Origin of the sequence: Litorilituus lipolyticus (assembly GCF_006439335.1) — a bacterium.
Taxonomy (GTDB): domain Bacteria; phylum Pseudomonadota; class Gammaproteobacteria; order Enterobacterales; family Alteromonadaceae; genus Colwellia; species Colwellia lipolytica.
Genome location: NZ_SAWY01000038.1, coordinates 1 through 25,163, shown reverse-complemented (window position 1 = coordinate 25,163; position 25,163 = coordinate 1). Strand labels below are relative to the sequence as shown.

The following is a 25,163-nucleotide window of genomic DNA, read 5'->3' as shown; positions in this document are numbered from 1 at the left end:
TGAATAACAATAAAGTTATCGTGAATAGGAAAAGTGCGATTTCTATATAATCGCTTATCGCTAATATAATAGTATGCGATTAATCTGTTGTCATACAATGTTTTTCATTTTAAATGCTCATCACCAAATGTAATCATTACATAGATAAAAATTCAGCAAGCTCTTTTGAATTAAATGGTTTTCTTAATACAGGGTAATCCCAGCTTCTATCTTCTATGGCGATATAGCCACTGATTGAATATACCTTAATCGCCGGAAATTTTTCTTTAACCATATTTACAGCTTCTTTACCTGATAAATCAGGTAGTATCATATCGGTAATAAAAATATCAAATGCAGCATCATTCGAAAGCCTTTCTATCAACTCAAATTTATTATTTGCGACAACAACGTTTGCTCCTTTGCTCTCTAAAAATAATGCTACAAATTCCGCAATGCTAACTTCATCATCAAGTACTAAAATATTGGTATTTTGATAACTTAAAAACTCATTATTACTATTTTGAGGTAAATAAGTCTCATGCAACTCTTTACATTTAAAGATCAAAGTAAAGTGTGCCCCGCCGAGATCACTTTTACCTTCTACTTGAATTTGCCCATTATGCTTGTACATCGTGCTATATACGTTAGCTAAACCTATACCATTACCTTTGTTGACTGATTTAGAACTATAAAACGGATCAAAGATTTTTGTTAAGTTTTCATTCTCTATACCTATACCGCTATCTTTTACATGTATCTCTAGTCGATTACCTTCTATCAAATTTGCAGAAATTTCTATTTGTCCACTTAAACCCTTTTCTTGAATTGCATCTTGAGCATTTAACACAATATTTAATAAAATATTAATGAACTCACCTTGTGGGAAATTAATCATGCACTGCAACTGTTCAAATTTAAATTGAATATTTATTGTGCTTAATAACAACTGTTTGAATAAATACTGGTTATCTAAGATTTCTTGAATTGGGTCAAAGGTCACCACTTTAACGGTAGGTTTTCTGGTAAACGCTAATAATCGTTCTGTGACGTCCTTCCCTTTATCTATGGCATTTTTTACTCGGTCAATATAAGTTGATATATCTTTTTCTCCCCGAGTAAACTTAAGTTCAAGCATTTCTATTGCGCCTAAAGCTACTCCAAGCACATTATTAATATCATGAGAAACATTACCAAATGTATTGCCGAGTAATGCTAACCTGTTCGAAATAATTTGTTGCTGCTCTTTTCTAAATTTTTCAGTAACATTTTCCACAATCCAGATATATATACCTTCTTGTGCTTCATAAGTAACAGATAAATCAAACACAGAATTATATTTATCAAAGCTTACGTTGGTTTGTTTAATTTGCCCTTTTTCTTTTGCGTGCTTTTTAAACTCCATATATTCAGTAATGCTAAAATTAATATAATTGAAAAGTACAGAGCTTTCTTCATCATAATGAGGAGAAATATCTTGATATACAACATTGTCATTGTCATCTATGAAGAAAATAGGCACACGAATAGTAAAATTAACCATGGCAAGTAATTTTAACTTTTCAAACATATTCTCACTGCGAGTAATATCTTTATATACGCCGAATATAGCTTTAGGATTACCAAGTGCATCTCGTTCTATTTCCGCATTTAATTCTACTTTTCGCTTTATGTTGTTTGCTAACAACAAACAAGATTTTATCTGAAATGCTTGATGATGATGAATTGCATTGTTCATCATAGTTCTAATTTTAGGCCTATCTTTTGCGATGAACAGATCAACCGCTTTATGAATAGTTGGTGTAAAATCGTTAGTCTCTAAATTATGAATTCGGAATATTTCAGCAGACCAAGTTAATGTTTCTTGTTCAATATCATAACGCCAATGTCCAGCGTTGCTTATCCGTTCAGCAAACATTAACCAATCATTTTGTTTCTTTAACTGATGCATCATTTGCTTAGTTGCACTAATATCTCTCACGGTGCCAAAAAGTAGGGATGCATCCCCTTCACTATGTTCAACTACTCTGGCAACACAATGAACCCACATCGATTTTTCAAATTTGGTTTTGATAGGGAGAGTAATATCAATTTTTTGAATCACTCCCTTAAGATGTTTTTTTAGTTGGTCAATGAACTCGTCGAAATCCTCCTGCTCAATATGTCTAGCAAGCAGGGCTGAAGAATCAATATAAGTTTCATTTTCATAACCGAGTAAAGACATTAACTTTGCCGAATAAACTACGACATCCTTTAATGGATGCCACTCAAAATAAGCATCATCGACTGCTTCTAATACTTTATGAGCAAAACTTAATGATTCTGTTTTCAAAATAGTTCATCCTCATCATCAATTGCATCAAGTTGAGGTGAATTTTGTTGCTTGACGCTTAATGATTGAAGTTGATCGACACTTACTAAGGCTTGATCTAACAGTTGAGTAACCTCAAGAAAGTTTATGTCATCTTGGCTATGCTTTTTAAGAGCGTTATGCACTAAACTTGTTAAGTATTCTTCCTGCTTCTCGCTCATATCAAGGATATGAAAACTGGTACCTATATTTTGAACGATTTCATTCATAACCTCTTGCTGATGATGCTTTGAAATTTGCACCATTTTCTTTGTTTTATAAACTGCTTCTTTTATTTGCTCTTGTACGCTAACAAGTGAATTTTTGTAGGTAATAAAGGCCATTCTTGCACCAATACATTCAATAACTGATGCTAGTGCATCAACATATATATCAGTATCAATACTGCCATCCTCAAGATTTAAAATAAAAAGCGAAACCAGCGAGTGATTAAATATAGTTCTGCTACCGAATCTATAGAGTCTAGGTTTGACTTTAAGTAGCTCCATCACTTCTATTTCAACTGGTGAACATAAACCTTTTTGAGCACTAAAAAATCTTGGCTTTTCATTGAGCGGGTAAAAAGCAATACAGCCATGTAAGCCTGTTGAATATAAATATGAAAAAACTTCATCACGTATTTGCTCGATGGAGAAACAGTTATTTAATTTCGATGTTAATTGCATGCAACTGCCATATTTCGATGCTTGTGCCATCGAAATATTGATTACATTTTCTTTTGATTTGATTTCATGCTCAAAATCATGGATTTTGTCTTGATAATCAATTAATTTTTCTAGCTTTGAATGAAGGGCTAATAAAGAAATAGGCTTGGACAAAAAGTCATCTGCCCCACACTCTAAACCTTTTAAAATTGCTTCTTCTGTTGCAAGACCTGAGTACAGGACAAACGATGTGGGAGCTTGACTATTGCCTTGATGACTTTTGATCCATTCTGACCCTTTATCTTCACCAATATTTTCATCAACTAGAGCAATATCAAACTTATCATTTTCTTCAAGCAAATCATTTGCCACTTTGATATTGCTCGCACATTTAACATCAAAAATATCTTCTAAACTTTCAGCCAATAGCTTCAGATAATCAATATTATCATCAATAATTAAGATATTATGTTTTGTCATAGTACTTTCCTTAGCTGTTTTAGACGGGGCAATTTGGGTAATGTTAGCTAATATGTAATTTAACTTTTATTATGCCAAACATAGCTAGCAGTTACAGAAGTCCCCTCTTCTATATACTCTAACGTGTCACAGAGTTGATTAACTAGTTCTATTCCCCTGCCACTTAAGGCATGAGATGTAGCTAGTTGTTCTGTATTACTTTTCATTACTTTTAAAATATTAAATCCTTTCCCACTATCTTTTATATTAACAACCATTTTTCCACCTTCTGAAAATGGAAAATACTTTAAGGAAATTAATACATAACCAGAATCTAATTTATCTAAACGATTCGTTCGTTCGTTAAAATATTGGCTAAATCCCTCTGGCGATTTTTTCAATGATGAACTCAGACCTAAAACGCCATGATCCAATGAGTTAATAAACAGTTCTGTTAATATAGTATATAAATTATGCCAGTGCTCACCAGCCCCCTCTATGTCGTTAATTTGATTCATGATCATCGGAATTGGATTTACTGTTTTTAATAGCTTGCCAGTTAAATGTAAATGCCAAGACCATGCTGGTGTTGATTGTCTGTTAAAATCTTGTTCATTTAAACTTTCAGGGATTACAGGCTTAGTATTAACAATATCTTTTATCCATCCATGACAAGGGATTGCTACAAGTGATATATCATCTTCTTGGGGAACACCAAGGCAAAATACTTCTAAACGTTCATTCACGGTAGAAACTAGATTATTCCCTGTAATCCCTTCTGTTGCTGCGTTTTCAAAACGTTCAACACCAAATAGTTCACCTTGTTCATTTCGTGCCTCAATTATTCCATCAGAAATAAAAACTACGCTATCTGACAAGTCTATATCAATAACCTCTACCTTAGCGTCAGGTAGCAACTCACGTAAAATACCCAAGGGCGGGTGTGATGATTCAAATCGTTTTCTAATCTGACCTTTATCATTATAAAGGTAACCGTCAGGAAGACCGGCATTAAAAATGTAAGCGGATTTTTCATGGTGTGAAATACAAACAAAACTTGCAGCGAAAAATAGATCCGCAGGTAATAAATGATTTAATTGTTTGTTAAGTTGAATAACAATTTCAAACAAAGAGAAACCTTTTTTCGTCATCGCTCTAAAAGTTTCGGTAACGGGAATAGCACCTATTGAAGATCTTAAACCATGACCTGTGAAGTCACCTAATAAAACATGAATGTCACCATTAGGGCATAAAGCGGTTAACTGGATATCACCACTAAAAATAGTCGCGGCTTTTTTTATCACTTGCACTCTATCTAAAGCAAAGTTTCTTGATTCAATGACTTCAGACATCATTTTCTCAGCGAGTTCAGCATCCTGCTGTTGCTCTTGTTGCAAAGTTTTAACTTGCTGGTATAAATTACTAATTCTTTGAATAGATTTAATCTTAGCTTTAAATACATTTGGAGAAAAAGGCCTAACTAAAATGCCATCACCGCCTGAATCAACACTATCAATAAACGCTTGGTCTGTATCCATACTAGTAATAAAAATAAGTGGAGCCAGATCTTTAGTACCCGACAATTTCTTTATTTGCCGGGCTGCTTCAAAGCCATCCATAATTGGCATGTTTATATCCATCAATACCAAATCAGGTTTATGGCTTATATATTTCTGTACTCCACTTGAGCCATCATTAGCTTCAATGACAGAATAATGCTCTTCTTCCAAAAGTTTAGTTAAGATCTTACATTGAGTCTTAGAGTCATCAACAATCAGTGCGAGTTTTTGATTACTGCTCATAAAGTATCAATACCAGTTATTTAATTGTCATTAAACGATGAAATTGTGCAATTTCTAAAATTTTACTTACCGTATCACTAGGGTTCTGAATGGTTAAGGTACTTGCGTACATTTCTACGTGATCTTTTAACAATAAGATCATGCCAAGTGCAGAACTATCCATATACTTCGTTTTACTAAGATCTAAAATATACTCGAGTCCTTTTTGTTGTACTTGGCTATAACAATCTCGAAACTGTTGATGTAATGAAAAATCAAAACGTTCATCAATTGAGATGATTAATTGATTACTATCGCTATGCAAACTTGAATTAACTGTCATAGTGGGCTCCCTATACGACCTAAAATTTTAAAGTGATTTGATGATTAAAATAAATCAATATCTCCCTCATCCATATTTAATTGCTTAACACTTCGTTTACTTTCTGCAAGATGTGTTTCTTGATAAACAGCCTGACACTTATCTTTCAAGCTTATTAGCTGCTGATGAACATCTGAGCTTGGTTTATTCTCAAAATCAGCCAGCACCTTACTAATGGAAAGAATGCTCTCAACATTTAGTTCAAGTGAATGTAGCGATTGTCTTGTTAAATCTTCAAATTGTAATGAGCGAACTCCTGTTGCAACAGCATCAGTTAATTTTGGTGAAAGGTTACTCAGTTTATCAACACTTGAGTTAGTATATTGGTTTAACTTGTCGACATGTTTCATCATAACCGACATTTTATTTTTAGCTTCAAGTGTTGATGTCATGTCGGCAGAGGCCATAATTTCAACGGATTGGCGTAAATTAGCAATGGTCTCTTTGGCTTGATTGATCTCATTTCTAATTTCTTGGTTTAGTTCTGTTGAATCTACTGATAACGATCTAACTTCATTGGCTACTACAGCGAAGCCACGCCCAGCATCACCAGCCCTTGCAGCTTCAATAGCAGCATTTAAAGCGAGTAGATTGGTTTGAGACGCTAAACTTTCGACTTGAGATAAGATATTGAAAATACCATCAAATTGAGTCACCATTTCATCGGTATAATTCATGGTTTCTAGGCTTTGCTTACTTGTATTAACTATAACATTTACAAAGTCATCTAGTGTTTTATCTGAGTCCTTAACAAAGTCTTCTAATGTTCCTTCACCACCCGCAAAACTATGACTATTATCAATTAACTGAAGAATCATTGATTGTTGTTCATCAGTCAAACTTTGCATCTCTTTAAAACTATCAGACATGCCAAATACAGCTTCTTCTATTAGTAACTTAGTTCTGTTTAATTCAGCCTCAATGACTTTAATTTCTTGTTGTAGAAACTGTTGCAGCTCAAATACAACGTTATGTATGAGTTCATTATCAACATCAGGGATGTATTGCTCTTTAGCAGGAGAAGAATTGGATATACTCGACTTTTCAAGTATTAAAAAATAATATCCTAAGCAAAATAGCAATAAAGTAACAACCACGAAAAACATGGCACTACTTTCTATCACTAACTGATTCACAATAATCAAAATTGTTAAGGTGAAGAATAAACCAAACATATATCGATTAATGCTCATTTAACTTCTCCTTCATCTCACTTTTTGATAATTGTGCATAATTCAAAAGAATATTAGGAATCATGTCTAGCGGAGCTTCAACAGTATGTGCTCTTAAATCAAATGCCCTACCTGGCATTCCCCAAATTAAGCTGCTGTACTTATCTTGTATAATAGTGTTTGCACCATGCTCTTTTAATCTAAGCATACTTTGCGCACCATCTTGCCCCATCCCAGTTAATAAAACCGCCTGTACATTATCTGCAAAATTAATCAATGAATCGAATAGAACATCCACGGAGGGTTTATGTCGATTTACTTCAGGTCCATCTGTTAAAGTAGTAAATAAAGCGCCATTTTTACTGACAATCTCAAGATGTTTATCTCCTGGTGCAATATATACATGACCTTCTTTGATTTTTTGACCATGATTCGCCTCTTTAACCTCTAAGGAGCAATTGTTATTGAGACGTTCGGCGAAACGTAAACTAAAAGCTTTAGGTATATGCTGGGCTATAACAATTGGCGGACTGTTTTTTGGAAGTTGTGTCAAAACTCTCTTAATTGCGTCAGTACCTCCAGTAGAGGCACCTATCGCAATAAGATGATTGGCTCGCTTAATTCCTTTAAATGAACTTGTAGATAATGTTGGATCATTTTTATTTTTTGCAACGAGGTCAACTAGCTTAAAATTTCGTTGATCAACGCTAAAAGCTTCTTGAATTTTTTCAACCAAAACATCTTGAAAGCTAGCTTGAGTAGCTAATAATTCTTGAACACTGGGTTTAGCAATAAAGTCTACAGCACCTAGTTCTAAAGCTTGTAAAGTTATATCAGCACCTTTAGTAGTCAGTGTTGACAGCATAACAACAGGCATCGGCCTAAGACGCATTAAATTTTTCAAAAATGTTATGCCATCCATTTTAGGCATTTCAACATCTAGTGTTAATACATCGGGGTTAAGCTGTTTAATGAGATCTCGTGCAACGAATGGGTCCTCTGCCTCACCAACCACCTCAATGCCGGCAGTTTGACTTAAGGACTCTTTAACAATACTCCTAATAACGGCTGAGTCATCAACTACTAAGACTTTTATCAACTCCATATAACATTGCCCTTATATACCTTTACTGCTGTCAAGGTACTGTTTCATTAACTAAAAAAGTTCAACATCACCATCAACAGGATCTTGTTCAATTTGACTACGATAATCATATTCGCGTCTAGTGATGGTATCGTTATGTAGGTTATCGAGTCTTTTAACAAACGCTCGCCCACTACTTGGCTCAAAAATAATTTTTCTAGGAAAAATATCACCAATATCCTGACTTTCAACGGGTATATTTTCTTGCTTTAAATAATGTATAGCAAAGTCAATATTCCTCTGACCTACATCAGTCATTTTGTTTAACACTTTTGCCCCGCCAAATAACTTAGCTCGTAAATTAGCCCGTCTACCACCAGATTTTAAGATGGTATTTATAAGGTGCTCCATGGCAAAGTTACCATAACGTGTAGCGTCACTCATTTTCTCCCGCTTACCCCAGTTAACTTCATGAGCTTCTTTATTGGTGATCGGTAACATAAAATGGTTCATTCCACCGATGAATGTTTTACTATCCCAGATACATGCAGAAATACATGAGCCCAATGTCGTCGATATGGCTATATGACCTGTAGTAAAATAAAACTCTCCAGGCAATATTTTTGCAACAACCATATCTCTTTGTTTGTCCCAATAATGATTTATATTGCTAAATTCAGGTAAACAAGATTGCCTACATAATTCTACTTCAGGATGATCACTTCGACGCACATAAACCTCTAAACTAATAAAAACTAATAAGGTTTTCTAAACATTGTTCTACCACTATTTTCAAAATACTTTTGGAAACTACCTAAATTCTCACTATGGCCTAGAATAAATAATCCACCGGGCGCTAATAACTCATAATAACGTGCAAACAAATCTTGCTGAGTTTCCTTGTCAAAATAAATAATGACATTACGGCAAAAAATCACATCAAATGGCCCCTTCATCGGCCAATCATGAAGTAAATTTAGCCTTTTAAAAGTAATTAGTTGCTGCAACTCTTTAGCAACTTTTACATTGTCTCTATTTTCACCTTTACCTTGATAAAAGTATTTATCAAGGTAGCTTTGTGGAATAGCCTCAATTTTATTATTGTCGTAAATGCCATTTTTTCCTTTATTTAGCACATTACTATCAATATCTGTTGCTAAAATTTTTGCATCCCATTCAGACAATTCTGCTTTTAAGACTTCAAGTAATGTCATGGCTATACTATAAGGCTCTTCACCTGTAGAGCTAGCAGAAGACCATATTCTTAGACGTTTCTTGCCATTGGCAAGTTTCTTTTTCCTTTGCAACAATGTAGGAAACTCTGTTGTTTTTAAGTAATCAAAATGATGCTGCTCTCTAAAAAAACTTGTCAAATTGGTTGTGATAGCATTAATAAAAAAATCTTTCTCTCGTTCAGGGTGTTCCTTAAGCATCTGACAATATTGTGAGAAAGAAGCAAGTTTTCTTTCTCTTATAATTCTTGTAAGCCTTCGATAGACCATTTCACGTTTATTGTCGTTTAATACAATTCCTGTGCTTTGATATACAAATTGACAAATAAAGCTAAATTCTTTATCGGTTAATTTAGCTCTATTGCTTCTGTCGACTTGCAACGTTTTATCATGAGTCGATACGGTCATCATTTAGACTAAAACTCTTCCCACTCTTGGTCTACAGGTGTTGCAGGCCTATTGCTTTTAGGGCGATTACTTAGAGAAGGAACCGCAGGACTAAATTTACTCGCTCTTGCCTTTTCGCGTTTTCTTGGAGAACGAATTGGCTGTTCTAGCTCTTCTTCTCCATTATTAAAGAAAGCAACTTGTTCAAGTAGTGCTTGAGATTGTTCTTCCATAGATTTACTTGATGCTGCAGCTTCTTCAACTAATGCTGCGTTTTGTTGGGTCATTTCATCCATTTGACTTACTGCAGCGCTAACTTCACTAATACCGGCTGATTGCTCCTTGCCTGCACTATCAATATCTGAAATCATTTTACTCACTTCTTCAATTGCCGTGACCAGTTCACCAAATGTTTGACCTGTTTCATCAACAAGCTTCGTTCCTTGACCGACAGCCTCAACACTATCATTAATTAAGCCTTTGATTTCTTTCGCTGCACCTGCTGAGCGCTGCGCTAGATTTCTTACTTCTGCGGCTACGACGGCAAAACCACGCCCCTGCTCACCTGCTCTTGCGGCTTCAACGGCAGCATTTAATGCAAGTAAATTAGTTTGAAATGCGATTTCATCAATGACACTGATAATATCTGCAATCTTTTTACTTGATTTGTTGATATCACTCATTGCAGTAATGGCACTTCGTACGACAGAGCCACCATTGCTCGCTTTATCCATAACAGAATTAGACAATTTACTCGCTTCTGTAGTGTTCTCTGCATTTTGTTGAACTGTACTGGTTAACTCTTCCATCGCAGAAGCGGTTTCTTCTAGACTTGAGGCTTGCGATTCTGTTCTATGGCTTAACTCATTATTACCTTCAGCAATTTCTCTCGCTGAATCAAAGACATTAGTGGATGCATTTCGAATCTCATCGACCATACTCGTCAGGTTTTTAATTGAACCGTTCATTGCATTCGAAAGCGCTAAAAATTCACCACCATAATCGTTACTCATTGATTGTGTTAAATCACCATCGGCAAGTGATTGAGCAATATTGATAGCGTCGGTAATAGGCTCAACTATGGCATCCATTAAGTTATTAATATTGGAACCAAGCACTTTCATGAAACCTTCATAATTACTAGTATCGATTCGGCTATCTAATGTGCCTGAAATTGCATCCGTAATTAGGTTTTCAATTTGTCCTTGGGCATCTTTCTCCTCAGTAAGATCAAGCCATTGCACAGCATTACCTACATGGTTTCCTTGATCATCTCTTAAAGCTATAGCTATCAATTGGAAGGTTAAGCCCACTACACTAATTTCTGCGGTATAGGGTAAATTATCAGGATTCCCTAATAAGTTCTGTTGGTGCGCTGGGTTTTTATGAAATGAATCAAAATTAGTACCAACAACCTTATCTACACTAAACGAAGGCAAAGCGGTTCGTAATTGCTCTTCTCTGCGGCGTAACATTGTCAATACTGCTGGATTTGCATACACAATATTTCCTTTAGTATCCGCCATCATAAGGTTAGTCGTCATCCCCTCTACGGCAGACGTCAAACGACCTACTTCAATTGATTTAGCTCTTATCTCTGTTACATCAGACCATTCTAATGAATTACCTATATAGTTTTCATTTGAATCATAAATTGCAGTAACTTTTAAGTTAAAAGTTAAATGGCTAATTTGAATATCTGTTTGATATGGCAGGTTATTCGGATCCGCTAAAAGTTTGCGTTGATGTTCAGGTTTTTTATGGAATATATCTATATTAGTGCCGATTAATGATTCTTCATCTGCTTTGAAACCTGGCCAATTGTCAGCCAATGTTTCTTCATGTTCTTTTAAAAGAATAAGTGTCGATGCATTTGCATAAGTAATATTGAAATCCCTATCAATCATCATACATGCAGTTCCTGACTGGTCTATAGCACCTTGAAGCTGAACCGCTTGATTTTCTTTTGCTCTAGTTTCAGTAACATCTGACCACTCAAGTGAATTACCAATATACTCACCATCTGAATCCATTATCGCAGTAACATTTAGTTCTATAACCAAATGCAAAATTTGAATATCTGTAGTAAAAGGTAGGTTCGATGGATCAGCTAACAATTTTCGTTGATGCTCTGGGTGTTGATGAAACATATCAATATTTATCCCCATCATTGCGTCAGCATCTGCTTTAAAACCCGGCCACTTTTTCTGGAAAGTTGCTTCGTGCTTTTTAAGTAAATCAAGTGTAGCTTGATTAAAATAGGTAATAGTAAAACCCCTATCTATCATCATGAATGCCGTCATTGATTGCTCTAAAGCACCTTGTAAACGTACAGCTAAATCATTTCCATCCTTAGTTTTCTTGTTCATCATTGCACCTTTTAGGTTACCAGTATTTGCTTGTGAGTTTTGGTTAGCAGCATTATTAGCTGCTGAAATCATAGTGGTAGACAAAGTTTTATATACAGCAGTCCATGCACGTTTAACAGATGGGGTAAAATCATCTCCTAACCCAATTGTTAAGGTTTTTATTAACGCAGCGCCTACAGTAGCGTAGTGCTCTTCTTTTGTGCCGTATTCAAGGTGTTTAACACCTAGCTTTTCAACTGCTGGAATTAATTTTTCAGGATCATTTAACAATTTAACAGCAGTATCGAGCATTGCCATAAGCTTCTTACCTTGCTCCGTTAAATCCTCAGGAAATAGAGAAGTCAGTGCAGGATCCATTTCGAATAATGTTTGATAAAATATTTCCGCAGCTTTTGGCGCTATTGGTAGTACTTTTAGCCAACTTTCCTGCACTAAACTAATTTGCTTTGGAGTCATAAATAATTTTCCTGTTTTATTTTATACTTTGTAAATCACTACTATTTTATTAATTTACTATGCTGTACCGCTCTCTTGTTCAGCTAGTTCATCAGAATTTTCTTCATCAGTTACATGTTCGATACAATAAAGGTCATCTTCATTTAACAGAGTATTGCTATCTAATAAAATAATTAACTTTTCATCGACACTTGCTAAACCTTTTAAAAAACAGCTATCAATGTGGCTACCAAATGCTGGAGCGGGTCTGATAGATTGCGGAGTAAATTTATAAACTTCTGATACGGCATCAACAACTAAGCCAACAACCATAGTTCTATGCTGATTTTTTTGGCGCAAAATTATCGTAACTGTCTGTTCGTCATATTCTAAAGCTTGATGGCCAAACCTTAGTCTCAGGTCAATTATTGGAATTATTACCCCACGAAGGTTAATAACACCTTTTAGATACTCAGGTTTATTGGGTAACTCTGTTACCGAACTCCAAACTCTTATTTCCTGTACGCAAAGAATATCAACCCCATATTCTTCACCTTGAAGCATAAATGTTAAATACTCTTTTTCACTATCTATCATGGTGTTTTCCATTACTTAACATAATAATTTACGCATGGTTGTCGTCTTTTTCTAACAACTGTAAGTTAGCAACATTTAATAATGTAACTACATTTGCTTCGGCATTAATTAGGCCTTCAATATATTGTGGAGGAACACATCCGCCAAACTGAGGCGCAGGCTTAATTTCTTCAGATTCCACATTTAATACATCGGAAACCGCATCAACAACAAAGCCCATCGTTCTAGAAGCAACATCATCTTGGTAAGTTAAAACAATTACGACAGTTGTTTCTGTATACGATGCTTCACCTATTGAAAACTTTAATCTCAAATCGATTATCGGCACAATTACTCCACGCATATTAATTACACCCTGTATATAAGTAGGTGAATTAGGAATAATTGTTGGTCGTTCCCAGCTTCTTATTTCCTCGACACATAATATATCTACCGCGTATTGCTCGTGAGATAAGGTAAAAGTTAGATATTGATCACCACTAGTAATAAAGTCTATGCCTTCTATGGAGTGCTCACCTTCTGAAGGTATTTCATTCGCCATAGCTTGTATATTCATTAAATATACTCTCCTACTTTATCTGTATGATTCGGGTATTTCTTAAGTTGTATTCTCTGTGCTTTTTCAAGAGCCATTTGGATCATGCCTGGAATATCTAAAATCATCGCTACTGAGCCATCTCCTAAAATAGTTGCACCAGAAATGCCTAATACTTGCTGATAGTTATCTTTTAAGCTCTTTATGACAACTTGTTGCTGTGCAAGTAAATCATCAACCATTAATCCGACTTTTTGCCCGTCAGATTCAACCACGACAAGTAACGCGTTATCTAAATCAGTACATTGAGAATTTATATTAAATAGTTGATATATAGGCAAAATAGGGACATTGTCATCTCTAAGTCTGTATAAGTCCATGTCGCCAGACACACGATTTAAATACTCTTTTTCTATTTGTAATGATTCGACTATTGAGATAAGCGGAATGATATATGTTTCGGTGCCGACTTTAACTAGCTGACCATCAAGAATCGCTAGTGTTAAGGGGAGATTCACTTTAAAGGTACTACCTTCACCTGGAGTAGAGTCGACCTGAATTCTACCACCGAGGGCTTGAATATTACGTTTTACTACATCCATACCGACACCACGGCCAGAAATATCGGTGACTTCTGCTGCTGTAGAAAATCCGGGCTCAAATAATAAATCAAAGACTTGGCTATCAGTGAGTGTTGCATTAGCATCAACTAAGCCTTTTTCTACAGCCTTTGAAAAAACATTTTCTCGATCAATTCCACCACCATCATCAGAGATTTCAATAACGATATTACCGCCTTGATGATAAGCATCTAGTGAGATTACTCCTTGTTTTGGCTTTCCATTTGCAAGTCTAACTTCACTAGATTCGATACCGTGATCTACAGCATTTCGTATTAAGTGAACAAGTGGATCGCCAATTTGTTCCATCACCGTTTTGTCGAGCTCTGTTTGCTCTCCTTTAATAACGAGCTCCATGTCTTTACCCGTTTTATTGGCTAAATCATGAACTAAACGAGGAAAGCGGTTAAAGGCGAAACTTATGGGTAACATACGTATGCGCATGACACTTTCTTGTAGCTCTTTGGTGTTTTGTAATAATTGTTCAAGGCCATTTGTTAAACGATCAACCTTAGACATATCAAAATCGCTACCTAACTCTGATAACATTGACTGTGTTATCACAAGTTCACCAACTAAATTAATTAAGCTATCTACTTTATCAACACCAACTCTTATCGAACCCACATCTGATTTGGCTTTAGGTTTAATCCCAGCATTACTTTCTTTAGTTACTTCAGATTGGTTAGACGTTTCCGAGTTAGAGGAAACTTCAACTCCTTGTGTTTCTTTTACTTCTTTGACTTGCTCATTTGAAGATTGTTCCAAATCTTGAACAGTTGAACTAGAGGCTAAGTTATCCGCGTCTACTATAATGATATCAAGTTCGCACTCATCCTCAACCCATTCAAAAATCTCCTTAATGTCGTCGATGCTTGCAGAACTAATTAATTTCAATTGCCAACTTAAATAAAGCTCAAGAGGATCAATGTCATTTAAAGCAGGCAAGCTTGATGAATCAGCTTCAATTGTTAATACGCCAAGCTCAGCTAATGCTGTAAATAAAAAAATGGGATCATTACCCGTTTTTGCTAAACTTAGTTCAGGTACGAAATGAATTAAATACTCTAGATCATTAGGTGATTTTACAACTTCCTCTGTATTGTCACATGCCTCTTTCGAATGATTTTTACCATCAAGGGTGGCGGTGAGTCTTTTAGAAGTTTGTTCAATCTTTTCATTATCGTACTCTTCACCATCTCTTGCCGCCTCAATCAGAAGACGAATACAATCCACAGATTCAAGTAATATCTCTGTATCTTCGCTGGTAATTTCACGCCGACCATCACGCATTTCATCCAATAAAGTTTCAACTAAATGAGTAAAGTCAGTTACATTCTCAAAACCAAATGTACCTGCTCCCCCTTTAATTGAATGAGCAGCTCGAAAGATAGAATGAATCAATTCACTATCTCCCTCTTGAAGATTTAACAACCCTGATTCCATTAATTCAAGGCCTTCAAAGCTCTCTTCTAAAAAGCTAGGAATAAATTGTGATAAATCAACCGTCATAAAGAGTACCTAGTACATTTAACGCACTACACGTTTTATAGTTGCTAAAAGCTTTTCTGGATTAAAAGGTTTCACTAACCAGCCTGTAGCACCTGCTGCTTTGCCGCGCATTTTCATGTCGGTTGAGCTTTCTGTAGTTAGCATTAAAATAGGCGTGAATTTAAAATTCGCAAGCTTTCTTAATTCAGTACAAAGTGCAATTCCATCCATATTTGGCATATTGACATCAGAAATAACTAGATCAAAGCTGTCTCCTTGAGCTTTTGATAGCCCCTCTTGACCATCTTTTGCTTCAACCGTTTGATAACCTGCACTCTTAAGTGTAAAACTCACCATGTCTCTAATAGAGTTGGAGTCATCAACAACTAACACTTTTGTCATGTGTACTTCCTCATAAAAATATCAGTAATTCTATTTGTTTGTTTATAAAGTAATTTCAAATTAATCCGAAAAATATTGCAATAAGATGGCATCTTTAATACCGAGTTGATTAATGCTTTCACGTAAGATTATGGATGTAGATTGCCACTTAATTTCTTTGCCTTGAGCAATAATATAGGTCACTACAGCGAGGATGAATTGCACACCAATAGTATCAATTCGAGTCAGTTCACTATCATCGATATTAATAACTGTATTTTCATCAATGTGTGAAATGACTTGCGTCTGGTAAGAGTCAACCTGAGCGATGGTTAACTCACTGGGAAGCTTGATCATTTTGCTATCCATTTCAATATTTTTATTATTAACCTGAATTAACTATATGACAGTTTCTAGCTAATGCAAGCTAGCAACCATGATATTTATAAACAAAAGTAACCATTTATGTATTTTGGTTATAATTCAGTCAATTCGTATGAAAAAAGAACGAGTTAATAAAAGTTTTGATCAAGTAAAATAGGTATTAAGTAAGAAAAGTAACCCAGGTTATTTACCTTGGCAGATAAATAACCATAATGATGCAAAAAATAACGATTAACCAAAATGCTTTAGTAAAAAAAGTCAATTTGGCTTTTTTGCTTTGAGGTTGTTTGATGGGAAGCTCCATACCACAACGCTCACATTGTTTTAAGTCTTCATTGTTTTTGTTTTGACAATATAAACATACTTTCATAGTAGTCAAAATCCTATTACGAGTTTTGAGATGTTAGTTGATGATAAAGTTGAGGTAAACGCATCGGCAACTGAGCAGGCCTTAAAATTTGCGTAAAACCATCACTGCCAAATAAATACGGAAGATAATCCTGGGCGTCAACATCAATCGTTATACAAAACGGTTTTATACCTAACCGCTTAGCTTCGCATATAGCTTGATGAGTATCTTCTATACCAAAGCGACCTTCATAATGATCAATATCATTAGGCTTACCATCAGTAAGTATGAGTAATAATTTCTCACTGGTGTTTTGTTCAGCAATGACTTTAGTTGCTTGGCGAATTGCAGCACCCATTCGTGTATAAAACCCTGGTTTAATAGCCTGTATCCGGCCCCTGACATCGTCATTATATTTTTCTTTAAAGTTCTTTAACATGGTAAACCGAACATTAGAACGTTTTACTGATGAAAACCCATACATAGCAAAGTTATCGCCAACGGCTTGAAGCGCTTCTCCAAAAAGTAATAGACTATCTTTGACTACATCAATAACTCGATTATCATCATCTAAATGAGAATCAGTGGACATAGATAAATCAGCCAATAACAAACAAGATAAATCTCGATGATTTCCTCTAAAGGATTGAAATAAGCCTTTTTCAGCAGTAGCTGATGTTTTACTTTCTACGTGAAAATCGAGCCAAGCAGCTAAATCAAGCTCTTCACCTTGTGGTTGTGCTTTTAGCCAATAACGAACACTTTGTAGTTGCTCAAATTGTGCTTGGATAGTTTTAGCTGTTTTTTGAAGTTTAACAGGAAGCTTGGCTGGTTTTGAGTCTCTTGGCAACATAGGCTGCAAGAGACAATGATCTTCCAGTAACACTTGTTTTCTATAATCCCATTCAGGTAGTTTTATACCATCACCTAAAGGAATATCATCTTCAGATGCAGAAGGTAAATCCAAATCGACTTTTATTTGAGCACTTTTTTGTTGCTCTTGCTGTTGAGCTAAAGTGATCTTATCTAAGTCATCAATGGTTCTTTCGTAATCTTCATCATCTTCATCGCTATCATCACTGCCCCGATCTAACTTTGAAAATTCACTCCAAGAGAACATACTTTCTAAACGAAATATCATCATGCCATTTCGTTCATCGGGTGACTCAACTCGCTCTGCTTCTTTACGAGAATTTTTAGTTTTCTTTGCCGATTTCTGCTGCTCTTTTTCTTGTTCTTCTAATGAGGATTCATCAAACTGTGCTTGCAACACTTCATCAGAACTAGCAGAAGGATATAACCAAAGATATACAGCTTTAGGTGCAAAATTAACCACAGGAAAATCACTAACAGAACCAGGCGTTAAAATAGACTGCCTAATTAATCGCTCCATTTGAGCTTCTTCCTCAGACATACCAGACAGATCGGCCCTAAGCTCGACAAATGACTGAGCTAGTCTATTATAGCGGCTATGTAAGCTAGGAAAACTTTCTAATACTTCAACAACTAGTTGCTGATTATCTTTCGCCCAATGTGTAAATTTACCACTATGATTTGCTGCCAGAACAGATAACCATATATATAAATCGTAATTAAGTTCAGTTGTTGGAAATACAGCTAATGATTCAGGTAAACGCAGACTCTCATGATCTTGCCAAGCTAAACTAACTAACTGGTTATCACCTGAAATTTTTTGAAGAAAGGTTTTTCTCGTTAAGTATTCTCTGCCTGTTGCCGCTTCAACACGTTTAACGACGTCACCACCTAAAGCACGAAAAACCATACCAACAGATTTACTTACTTCATCGAAGGTAACTCTTGCCTCATCAAATTCAGGATTTGCTTTTCGGGTAATATATTTATGCCAAAGGCCGCCGACCCATTCTTCCATAATGTTTACTATTCACAAATTATTTCAAAGATATATTCTTATTCTATCAAGTTATTTCACTGCCGTTGTGATATGGGTCAAAGCTTGAATAAATAAGAATTACTTTTGTTTAGATTAAATACAAAAAAACTAGAATATTGGTAACTTTCTTGCCATTGCACGAGATAAGTTGAGCATGCCGATTAATACAAAAGCGGCATGTAAGGTAATGAAGTAAAACAAGCTAACCATAATAGATGCTTCAAACTGGTTTGAAAATAAAAAAACTATTAATGGAAATACCACTAACATAACACCTGCAAGGCATGTTATTTGAACACTACGATACAGATGAATTTTTCCAATACCCAAGGTGTTCAAAGAAAGCTTTTTAGCTTCTTTTTGGGGCAATTGATTTTTAGTCAGACGAGAATATTGTAGTAAGTAATAGATTAAAATGAAGAAACAAACGCCTGGTAATAAAAGTAAATTAGCCAAATAAAGCGACTGGCAAATGATCGAAAACTTCGTGCTAGGACTTGTTTCTCTTTCCATAGTGTATTCCTACCCTAAATAGCTAGACTAGATAAATTAATCCAATAATCAATGGAACAACGATTACATAACTTAATAGTAGCATACGCCATAACTTAGGTGCATGCTTAAGTTCCATAAATATATCAATAATTTGCTGACCCTTTATTGATACAATTAATAACGCTACACCCACGTATATAGCTCGGCTATCGATAAATAGTGTAAGATAAACTGATATCAAAGTAAGTACTATTAATACTAGCCAGCTTATGAAAGCTAATTTAGTACTTTTATTCATAAAGTAGCTCATATAACACTCAGTCTTAAATAACGTAAATAAGTGGAAATAGAATTATCCACAACAAATCAACCATATGCCAATAACTGGCACCAGATTCAAAGCCAGATATTTTTGTGTCAGAATATTCGCCCGAAAATGCTTTTTTCGCAATAAACAACAAAATAACCATGCCTAGTAAAACATGCATTAAATGAAACATAGTGATAAGAAAATACAAAGTAAAAAAGGTATTCGTTTCTATTCCAATCCCTTGCTCAAATAAAGCAAAGTACTCCCATAGTTTTACAAAGATATAAATAAGTGCGGTTGCATCGGCCAATACAATCAAATATGCCGCTCTTTTACCTTTATTTTTGTGCATTACGTTCAAAGCTATTGCAACAAAAAAACTGCTGGTTATTAACGCTATAGTATTAACAAGCCCTGCAGTTTGATGTAATTGTTTTTTCCCTTCACTAAATAGAATTGAATTCTGCTGCTCAGCAATAGCAAAACCAATAAAAAAAATAGCAAATACAGTCAGCTCAGCCAATATGAAAAACCACATGGCCAAATCACCAGGCAATACGTGTTTATTTAAAATATCTTCACGAGTGATATTATTAGAAGAAAAGGATTCAGGCATAGTTAGTCAATTGCAACAGAAGTGTATTGTTTATAAAAGCTAATCAATATGAGCGAGTTTAACCGTGACAAAACTCGCTCATATCAATACTAATCAAAGTATATTTTAGCGACATCCATCAATGCTTTAACCGTTTGAGGGTCATCTGATAATGGTTCAGCTAAACAACAACGACAAACATCAAGAGCATTCATGCCTGAGCCAATCATACGGGCTGCATAAATTAACAATCGAGTAGAAGCAACTTCATCAAGGTCATTTTGTTCTAACCGACGAAGCGCTGTAGCAAGTTCAACTAATTTAAAGGCAAGGTGAGCATCAGCGCCAGCTTCTTTTATTAAAATTTGTTGTTCAACTTCAGCACTTGGGTAATCAAAACGTAAGGCAACAAAACGTTGTCGCGTACTAGGTTTCATACCCTTCAATAAATTTTGGTAGCCTGGGTTATATGAAACAACTAGCATAAAGCCAGGTGCGGCTTCGAGTAACTCTCCTGTTCTTTCAAGAGGTAAAACACGACGATCATCTGCTAATGGATGTAAGACTACCGTTGTATCTTTACGTGCCTCCACCACTTCATCTAAATAACAAATTCCACCTTCTCTTACGGCTTTGGTTAATGGCCCATCTTGCCAATAGGTACCATCAGGACCAATAAGATGTCTTCCTACAAGATCTGCGGCAGTTAAGTCATCATGACATGCAACAGTATAAAGTGGTTTATTTAGCTTTTCTGCCATATGCGCAACAAAACGTGTTTTACCACAACCTGTTGGACCTTTGATCAATACAGGCAACTCATGTTCGAAAGCATAATTGAATAAAGATACTTCATTCTTTTGTTCTTGATAAAAAAGATTCGATTCACTCATAATTTAAAAATTTAGTATATAGTGTAAAATTGTCACTAAAGTACTCTTCTCTACACAAAAGTACAATGCTTTAGCACGTGTTACTTGATAAAGATCAATTGCTAATATTGTCCTAACACAACTATAAAAATAAATAAAACCTACTACTATCAAATACGCCATGTATATTGTATATTTAAAATATATTAACACTCCCCATATAGGTGAAACAAAATGACTATTGGAATTGGCGGTTCAACCGCAGCAATTGAACTTGAAAAGCTATCAAACATGACGACTGATATATCCCCTATCACCGAACTAGAATTTAATAGTCGCATAGAAAAAGCTCAGCAACTAATGAAAGCACATAGCATTGATGCAATGTACCTTAATGCTGGCACAAATCTTTACTATTTCACTGGGACACGCTGGTACCCAAGTGAGCGCATGGTTGGAGCAATTTTAACTCAAAGTGGTGAATTGCATTACATAGTGCCATTTTTCGAAATTGATACCATTAAGTTGCACTTGACTATCGAAGGTAACATTCACGGCTGGCAAGAACATGAGAGCCCTTACGAGTTAACCAATGAAGTACTAGCAAATCTCGGGGTAAATACAGGTACCTTAGCTATAGATGAATCAACTAGCTTCTTTATGACAAATGGTATTCAACAAGTTAACCCACAACTAAATCTCATTGATGCAAAAGTAATTACTGCGACTTGTCGTGGCCAAAAATCAGATACTGAGATTGCTCTTTTACAACGAGCAAAAGACATGACCATGGAAGTACATAAAGCAGCAGCACGTATTTTGTATGAAGGCATTACCACAGACGAAGTGAAGCAATTTATAAATCAAGCTCATATTAAATTAGGTGCACCAGCAGGTTCATATTTTTGTATTGTTTTATTCGGTTTAGATACGTCATACCCTCACGGTGTTAAAACCCCAAAAGCATTAGATAAAAATGATGTGGTCTTGATTGATACTGGCTGCCAGTTACATGGTTATAATTCTGACATTACTCGCACATATGTATTCGGTGAACCGACTGACAGACATAGAGAAATGTGGCAAGTAGAAAAAGATGCACAAATAGCCGCATTTAATGCTGCCAAGATTGGTGTCCCTTGTGGTGATGTTGATGTAGCTGCACGTAACTTTCTAGCCGATAAAGGACTTGGCCCTGATTACGAAACTCCTGGTTGCCCGCATAGAACAGGCCATGGCGTTGGTTTAGACATTCATGAATGGCCTTATTTAGTAAGAAGCGACAGAACCCCTTTAGCTAAAGGTATGTCATTCTCAAATGAACCTATGCTTGTGATTCCTGGTGAGTTTGGTATACGCTTAGAAGATCATTTTTATATGACAGAGACAGGGGCAAAATGGTTTACTGAGCCATCTTTTAGTATCGACGATCCTTTTGGTTATGATCAGTAACTCTCTCTTTGAACAGGTAAGTTAACCCCCTTATACAAATATCAGAGCCAAACATTATTTTTAACACTTTAATGTTTGGCTATTACCGCAAACTTTAGTTAAAATCCTCACCTCTTTTTTCAAAACATAATATTATATGCACGCAATATTTGAATATATTCCTCTCATCATTTTCTTTGTGGTTAATAAATTTGCAGATATCTACTGGGCTACAGGCGCATTAATAGTGACTTCTGCACTGCAGGTGTTGTATTACGTCATAAAAAAAGAAAAAATTCCAACGCGACATTTAGTAGTATTTCTCATGGTAGCAGTATTTGGAGGACTTACTATTTTCTTCCACAATGATGCGTTTATTAAGTGGAAAGTAACAATTATAAATGGATTGTTTGCCTGTGCATTGTTGGTGAGTTATTACGGATTTAACAAAAATATCATTAAACAATTTCTCGGCGAAGCTTTAACATTACCAGATAACATATGGGCAAGGTTAAACCTTGCTTGGGCATGCTTTTTTACTTGCTGTGCCATATTGAATATTTACATAGCCTATAGCTACCCTCTAGAAACATGGGTTAACTTCAAAGTATTTGGCTTAACTGGTTTAACATTTGTTTTCGCTATCAGTTCGGTATTATTTTTATATAAGTACATGCCGCAAGAAGAAAATAAAGATGAAGAACACAATGATAAAACCTAACCCCTACTTTAAAATCATTAATCATATTGAGAGATAGTATGTTCTACCTTATATATAGCGAAGACGTTGAAAACTCTTTATCACTAAGACTTACCGTTAGAGAAAAGCATCTAGAAAGACTACGTCTACTGCAAGACGAAGGCAGATTATTAGTTGCAGGTCCATGTCCTGCCATTGATAGTGAAGATCCAGGTTCTGCTGGCTTTACTGGCTCTTTAGTTATCGCTAAATTTGAAAGTCTAGAAAAAGCTCAAGCTTGGGCAGATGTCGACCCTTATATTGAGGCAGGTGTGTATAAAAAGGTTATTGTTAAGCCATATAAAAAAGTACTGCCATCATAATTAATTCTTCATGAAGAAATATTTATGATTAGGTGAGATTTTTTGTGCAAACTCATTTGAAATAGCTTAAATTAGTAGTATCTACTTTATATTAATCAACCATGTCGCTTACAGGTAGTAATATAATCTATGTATAAAAAAGCCTTAATGACTGTGCCATTTCTGGTAATGTTTATTATATCGTCTCAAGCAGAAGCTCGTAATAAGCTTGCTGATTGTGAAGACTTAAAAAACGATGAAAGCTTATTATCCCGGTGCTTAGACGGTGTCATTGACACTTTAGATAGTGAACTTCAAACGTGGATTAATCACCATACCTTTAACCTTGAAGAAAAAGCTCTTGTTAATGGCCGCTACTCTGCGTTAAAAATGTTTAAACGTTCACAAAGCAATTTTATTAGCTTTAGGGAAAATGATTGTCGCTGGCGGTATTTGGCTATATCACCAGACAAAGGAGCAGGAATAGCTTTTAAACAATGTTTTGTTGAATTAACGAAGGCAAGAATTATCCAGTTATCCACAAAAACTGAAGCCCAGTAGCTTTAGTGGTTAATATTTTAAGCGCTAAAAGGTGTATTTAGCGCTTAAAACGGACCTTATTATTGAGTTAACATCTGTTTAGACTTTTCACAGACTTCTTGTTCATCACTTAACATCACCGCCAGCCATCGTCCTTCAGGCGAATTTTCAAGGCCAATCTTTAATATCATAGTCAATGGCACACTCAATAACATACCCACAGTGCCCAATAACCAGCCCCAAAATATTAATGATAAAAATACCACTAAGGTCGATAAACCGAGTCCCTTCCCTAAATAGCGAGGTTCAACAATATTACCCATCACCATGTTAATAACAACATAACCTAAACCTATCAAGCCAGCTTCACCAATACCAAGTTGTAATATCGCTAATGTCATTGGTGGTACTGCAGCAATGATAGAGCCAATATTTGGAATATAATTAAGTAGAAAAGCTAATACTCCCCACAGTAAGAAAAAGTCTAAACCAAAAGCCCATAACATAATTGAAACGATACAACCTGTGGCTAAACTCACTAAGGTTTTAATTGCGATATAATTGTTTACCGCCGCTAGAAAGCGTTCTATTTGGTTAAGTCGCATTTCAGGATCATCCATTGCAAAATGAAGTTTTAATGGGAAAGACGATGATTCAAAAAGCATAAAGACAACAGTTAGCACGATTAAGAAAAGGTTGGCCATGACAGAGCCAAAACCACTTAACATATCTGCAGCTAGACCCATTGCAGCGGCAGGATCAAAATACTCACTCAGTACAGAAATCGAAATATCAATATTGTATTTGGTAAAAAGTGAAGTTAACCAAACAAATTGCTCTTTCAACTGCACACGATACTCTGGCAGCTGCTGTGACAATTCATTGAGAGATTTTCCTACTAACCCCGTTAAAGAAAGTGCAACAAAGACAAAACATACTATGACAAAGATGACAGAAATGGCTTTGGGTATTCTGTATTGGCTAGCTTTTGTGATCAGCGGATTACAGATAATAGCGATAAATAATGACAGTAAAAAAGGAACAATAATACTTGCTGCAATTTTTACACCCGCTAAGATGATAAAAACCGCAGCAACTGTTACAAAGCCTTTAACGAGTGAACTACTTTTTTCCAAAGAAACCATGAATATATCCCTTGTTACTTAATAAAGGCAATATACATGACATTAACCAAATTCACTAGTTACTGTCATAACTCAATAGCCTTGTATGGATAATACACCCACCTTTTTTATTCTTTTTTAAACCAGTTTAGGTAAAGTGAGGCCCAAGCTTTGGCTGCAACCAAAGCCTT

24 protein-coding genes are annotated in these 25,163 nt (G+C 35.5%); 4 read left to right on the top strand and 20 right to left on the bottom strand.

Features of this window, described 5'->3' with window-relative positions; genetic code table 11:
- Positions 1-136: 136 nt before the first annotated feature.
- The 19 genes from EPA86_RS15085 to EPA86_RS14990 all read right to left on the bottom strand — a co-directional run bounded on the left by EPA86_RS15085 (position 137) and on the right by EPA86_RS14990 (position 20,857).
- Entirely contained in the window at positions 137-2,311 is a 2,175-nt protein-coding gene (locus EPA86_RS15085) for an ATP-binding protein (protein WP_140605088.1), read from the bottom strand.
- Positions 2,308-3,474 (bottom strand): response regulator, encoded by a 1,167-nt coding sequence (locus EPA86_RS15080; RefSeq protein ID WP_140605086.1) that lies wholly within the window; start codon positions 3,472-3,474, stop codon positions 2,308-2,310. Before EPA86_RS15080 ends, EPA86_RS15085 begins: the two co-directional genes overlap by 4 nt.
- A gap of 59 nt (positions 3,475-3,533) precedes the next feature.
- Positions 3,534-5,255: a SpoIIE family protein phosphatase gene (locus tag EPA86_RS15075; RefSeq protein WP_140605084.1), complete on the bottom strand. Its 1,722-nt coding sequence runs from the start codon at positions 5,253-5,255 to the stop codon at positions 3,534-3,536.
- Positions 5,256-5,271: 16 nt separating this feature from the next.
- The gene (locus tag EPA86_RS15070) at positions 5,272-5,577 is read right to left on the bottom strand and encodes an STAS domain-containing protein (RefSeq protein WP_140605082.1); all 306 of its coding nucleotides are present in this window, start codon (positions 5,575-5,577) and stop codon (positions 5,272-5,274) included.
- Positions 5,578-5,621: 44 nt separating this feature from the next.
- Entirely contained in the window at positions 5,622-6,809 is a 1,188-nt protein-coding gene (locus EPA86_RS18480) for a methyl-accepting chemotaxis protein (RefSeq protein WP_140605080.1), read from the bottom strand.
- Entirely contained in the window at positions 6,799-7,887 is a 1,089-nt protein-coding gene (locus tag EPA86_RS15060; protein ID WP_425462579.1) for a protein-glutamate methylesterase/protein-glutamine glutaminase, read from the bottom strand. The genes EPA86_RS18480 and EPA86_RS15060 overlap by 11 nt, the downstream gene beginning before the upstream one ends.
- 57 nt (positions 7,888-7,944) lie before the next feature.
- Complete coding sequence (gene cheD / locus EPA86_RS15055) at positions 7,945-8,604, bottom strand: chemoreceptor glutamine deamidase CheD (protein ID WP_140605076.1); 660 nt, start codon at positions 8,602-8,604, stop codon at positions 7,945-7,947.
- A 23-nt stretch (positions 8,605-8,627) separates the two neighbouring features.
- Entirely contained in the window at positions 8,628-9,515 is an 888-nt protein-coding gene (locus tag EPA86_RS15050; RefSeq protein ID WP_342777402.1) for a CheR family methyltransferase, read from the bottom strand.
- A 5-nt stretch (positions 9,516-9,520) separates the two neighbouring features.
- Positions 9,521-12,316 (bottom strand): methyl-accepting chemotaxis protein, encoded by a 2,796-nt coding sequence (locus EPA86_RS15045; RefSeq protein WP_140605074.1) that lies wholly within the window; start codon positions 12,314-12,316, stop codon positions 9,521-9,523.
- Positions 12,317-12,373: 57 nt separating this feature from the next.
- The gene (locus EPA86_RS15040) at positions 12,374-12,892 is read right to left on the bottom strand and encodes a chemotaxis protein CheW (RefSeq protein ID WP_140605072.1); all 519 of its coding nucleotides are present in this window, start codon (positions 12,890-12,892) and stop codon (positions 12,374-12,376) included.
- Positions 12,893-12,920: 28 nt separating this feature from the next.
- Entirely contained in the window at positions 12,921-13,448 is a 528-nt protein-coding gene (locus EPA86_RS15035; RefSeq protein ID WP_140605070.1) for a chemotaxis protein CheW, read from the bottom strand.
- Complete coding sequence (locus EPA86_RS15030; protein WP_140605068.1) at positions 13,448-15,559, bottom strand: chemotaxis protein CheA; 2,112 nt, start codon at positions 15,557-15,559, stop codon at positions 13,448-13,450. The genes EPA86_RS15035 and EPA86_RS15030 overlap by 1 nt, the downstream gene beginning before the upstream one ends.
- Before the next feature lie 18 nt (positions 15,560-15,577).
- Entirely contained in the window at positions 15,578-15,940 is a 363-nt protein-coding gene (locus tag EPA86_RS15025; RefSeq protein ID WP_140605066.1) for a response regulator, read from the bottom strand.
- A gap of 60 nt (positions 15,941-16,000) precedes the next feature.
- Positions 16,001-16,276 (bottom strand): STAS domain-containing protein, encoded by a 276-nt coding sequence (locus EPA86_RS15020; protein WP_170309677.1) that lies wholly within the window; start codon positions 16,274-16,276, stop codon positions 16,001-16,003.
- Between the two features lie 413 nt (positions 16,277-16,689).
- On the bottom strand, positions 16,690-18,543 hold the full coding sequence (locus EPA86_RS15010) for a nitric oxide reductase activation protein NorD (RefSeq protein WP_140605062.1): 1,854 nt from the start codon (positions 18,541-18,543) through the stop codon (positions 16,690-16,692).
- A 129-nt stretch (positions 18,544-18,672) separates the two neighbouring features.
- Positions 18,673-19,077, bottom strand: a complete 405-nt coding sequence (locus tag EPA86_RS15005) for a hypothetical protein (protein WP_140605060.1) — start codon at positions 19,075-19,077, stop codon at positions 18,673-18,675.
- Positions 19,078-19,099: 22 nt separating this feature from the next.
- Positions 19,100-19,357 (bottom strand): cytochrome C oxidase subunit IV family protein, encoded by a 258-nt coding sequence (locus tag EPA86_RS18530; protein WP_170309676.1) that lies wholly within the window; start codon positions 19,355-19,357, stop codon positions 19,100-19,102.
- 25 nt (positions 19,358-19,382) lie between these two features.
- Positions 19,383-19,985 (bottom strand): cytochrome c oxidase subunit 3 family protein, encoded by a 603-nt coding sequence (locus EPA86_RS14995; protein WP_246058419.1) that lies wholly within the window; start codon positions 19,983-19,985, stop codon positions 19,383-19,385.
- A gap of 89 nt (positions 19,986-20,074) precedes the next feature.
- Positions 20,075-20,857, bottom strand: coding sequence for a CbbQ/NirQ/NorQ/GpvN family protein (locus EPA86_RS14990; RefSeq protein ID WP_140605056.1), 783 nt, complete (start codon positions 20,855-20,857; stop codon positions 20,075-20,077).
- A 213-nt stretch (positions 20,858-21,070) separates the two neighbouring features.
- Here EPA86_RS14990 and EPA86_RS14985 point away from each other — a divergent pair, with 213 nt between their 5' ends.
- The 4 genes from EPA86_RS14985 (at position 21,071) to EPA86_RS14970 (ending at position 23,869) form a co-directional block, all read left to right on the top strand.
- Positions 21,071-22,288 (top strand): M24 family metallopeptidase, encoded by a 1,218-nt coding sequence (locus EPA86_RS14985; protein ID WP_140605054.1) that lies wholly within the window; start codon positions 21,071-21,073, stop codon positions 22,286-22,288.
- Between the two features lie 136 nt (positions 22,289-22,424).
- Positions 22,425-22,988 carry a septation protein A gene (locus EPA86_RS14980; RefSeq protein WP_140605052.1) on the top strand — a complete coding sequence of 188 codons (564 nt, stop codon included), beginning with the start codon at positions 22,425-22,427 and terminating at the stop codon, positions 22,986-22,988.
- 38 nt (positions 22,989-23,026) lie between these two features.
- On the top strand, positions 23,027-23,329 hold the full coding sequence (locus tag EPA86_RS14975) for a YciI family protein (RefSeq protein WP_140605050.1): 303 nt from the start codon (positions 23,027-23,029) through the stop codon (positions 23,327-23,329).
- A 129-nt stretch (positions 23,330-23,458) separates the two neighbouring features.
- On the top strand, positions 23,459-23,869 hold the full coding sequence (locus EPA86_RS14970) for a lysozyme inhibitor LprI family protein (RefSeq protein WP_140605048.1): 411 nt from the start codon (positions 23,459-23,461) through the stop codon (positions 23,867-23,869).
- A 59-nt stretch (positions 23,870-23,928) separates the two neighbouring features.
- On the opposite strand, the gene EPA86_RS14965 is transcribed toward EPA86_RS14970, so the two are convergent.
- On the bottom strand, positions 23,929-24,993 hold the full coding sequence (locus EPA86_RS14965; RefSeq protein ID WP_140605046.1) for an AI-2E family transporter: 1,065 nt from the start codon (positions 24,991-24,993) through the stop codon (positions 23,929-23,931).
- Between the last annotated feature and the right edge of the window lie 170 nt (positions 24,994-25,163).

Coding starts and splice junctions, on each gene's coding strand:
- EPA86_RS15080 (WP_140605086.1), bottom strand. CDS start 3,474: ATGACAAAACATAATATCTTAATTATTGATGATAATATTGATTATCTG.
- EPA86_RS15075 (WP_140605084.1), bottom strand. CDS start 5,255: ATGAGCAGTAATCAAAAACTCGCACTGATTGTTGATGACTCTAAGACT.
- EPA86_RS15070 (WP_140605082.1), bottom strand. CDS start 5,577: ATGACAGTTAATTCAAGTTTGCATAGCGATAGTAATCAATTAATCATC.
- EPA86_RS18480 (WP_140605080.1), bottom strand. CDS start 6,809: ATGAGCATTAATCGATATATGTTTGGTTTATTCTTCACCTTAACAATT.
- EPA86_RS15050 (WP_342777402.1), bottom strand. CDS start 9,515: ATGATGACCGTATCGACTCATGATAAAACGTTGCAAGTCGACAGAAGC.
- EPA86_RS15045 (WP_140605074.1), bottom strand. CDS start 12,316: ATGACTCCAAAGCAAATTAGTTTAGTGCAGGAAAGTTGGCTAAAAGTA.
- EPA86_RS15040 (WP_140605072.1), bottom strand. CDS start 12,892: ATGATAGATAGTGAAAAAGAGTATTTAACATTTATGCTTCAAGGTGAA.
- EPA86_RS15035 (WP_140605070.1), bottom strand. CDS start 13,448: ATGAATATACAAGCTATGGCGAATGAAATACCTTCAGAAGGTGAGCAC.
- EPA86_RS15030 (WP_140605068.1), bottom strand. CDS start 15,559: ATGACGGTTGATTTATCACAATTTATTCCTAGCTTTTTAGAAGAGAGC.
- EPA86_RS15025 (WP_140605066.1), bottom strand. CDS start 15,940: ATGACAAAAGTGTTAGTTGTTGATGACTCCAACTCTATTAGAGACATG.
- EPA86_RS15020 (WP_170309677.1), bottom strand. CDS start 16,276: ATGATCAAGCTTCCCAGTGAGTTAACCATCGCTCAGGTTGACTCTTAC.
- EPA86_RS15010 (WP_140605062.1), bottom strand. CDS start 18,543: ATGGAAGAATGGGTCGGCGGCCTTTGGCATAAATATATTACCCGAAAA.
- EPA86_RS15005 (WP_140605060.1), bottom strand. CDS start 19,077: ATGGAAAGAGAAACAAGTCCTAGCACGAAGTTTTCGATCATTTGCCAG.
- EPA86_RS18530 (WP_170309676.1), bottom strand. CDS start 19,357: ATGAATAAAAGTACTAAATTAGCTTTCATAAGCTGGCTAGTATTAATA.
- EPA86_RS14995 (WP_246058419.1), bottom strand. CDS start 19,985: ATGCCTGAATCCTTTTCTTCTAATAATATCACTCGTGAAGATATTTTA.
- EPA86_RS14990 (WP_140605056.1), bottom strand. CDS start 20,857: ATGAGTGAATCGAATCTTTTTTATCAAGAACAAAAGAATGAAGTATCT.
- EPA86_RS14985 (WP_140605054.1), top strand. CDS start 21,071: ATGACTATTGGAATTGGCGGTTCAACCGCAGCAATTGAACTTGAAAAG.
- EPA86_RS14980 (WP_140605052.1), top strand. CDS start 22,425: ATGCACGCAATATTTGAATATATTCCTCTCATCATTTTCTTTGTGGTT.
- EPA86_RS14975 (WP_140605050.1), top strand. CDS start 23,027: ATGTTCTACCTTATATATAGCGAAGACGTTGAAAACTCTTTATCACTA.
- EPA86_RS14970 (WP_140605048.1), top strand. CDS start 23,459: ATGTATAAAAAAGCCTTAATGACTGTGCCATTTCTGGTAATGTTTATT.
- EPA86_RS14965 (WP_140605046.1), bottom strand. CDS start 24,993: ATGGTTTCTTTGGAAAAAAGTAGTTCACTCGTTAAAGGCTTTGTAACA.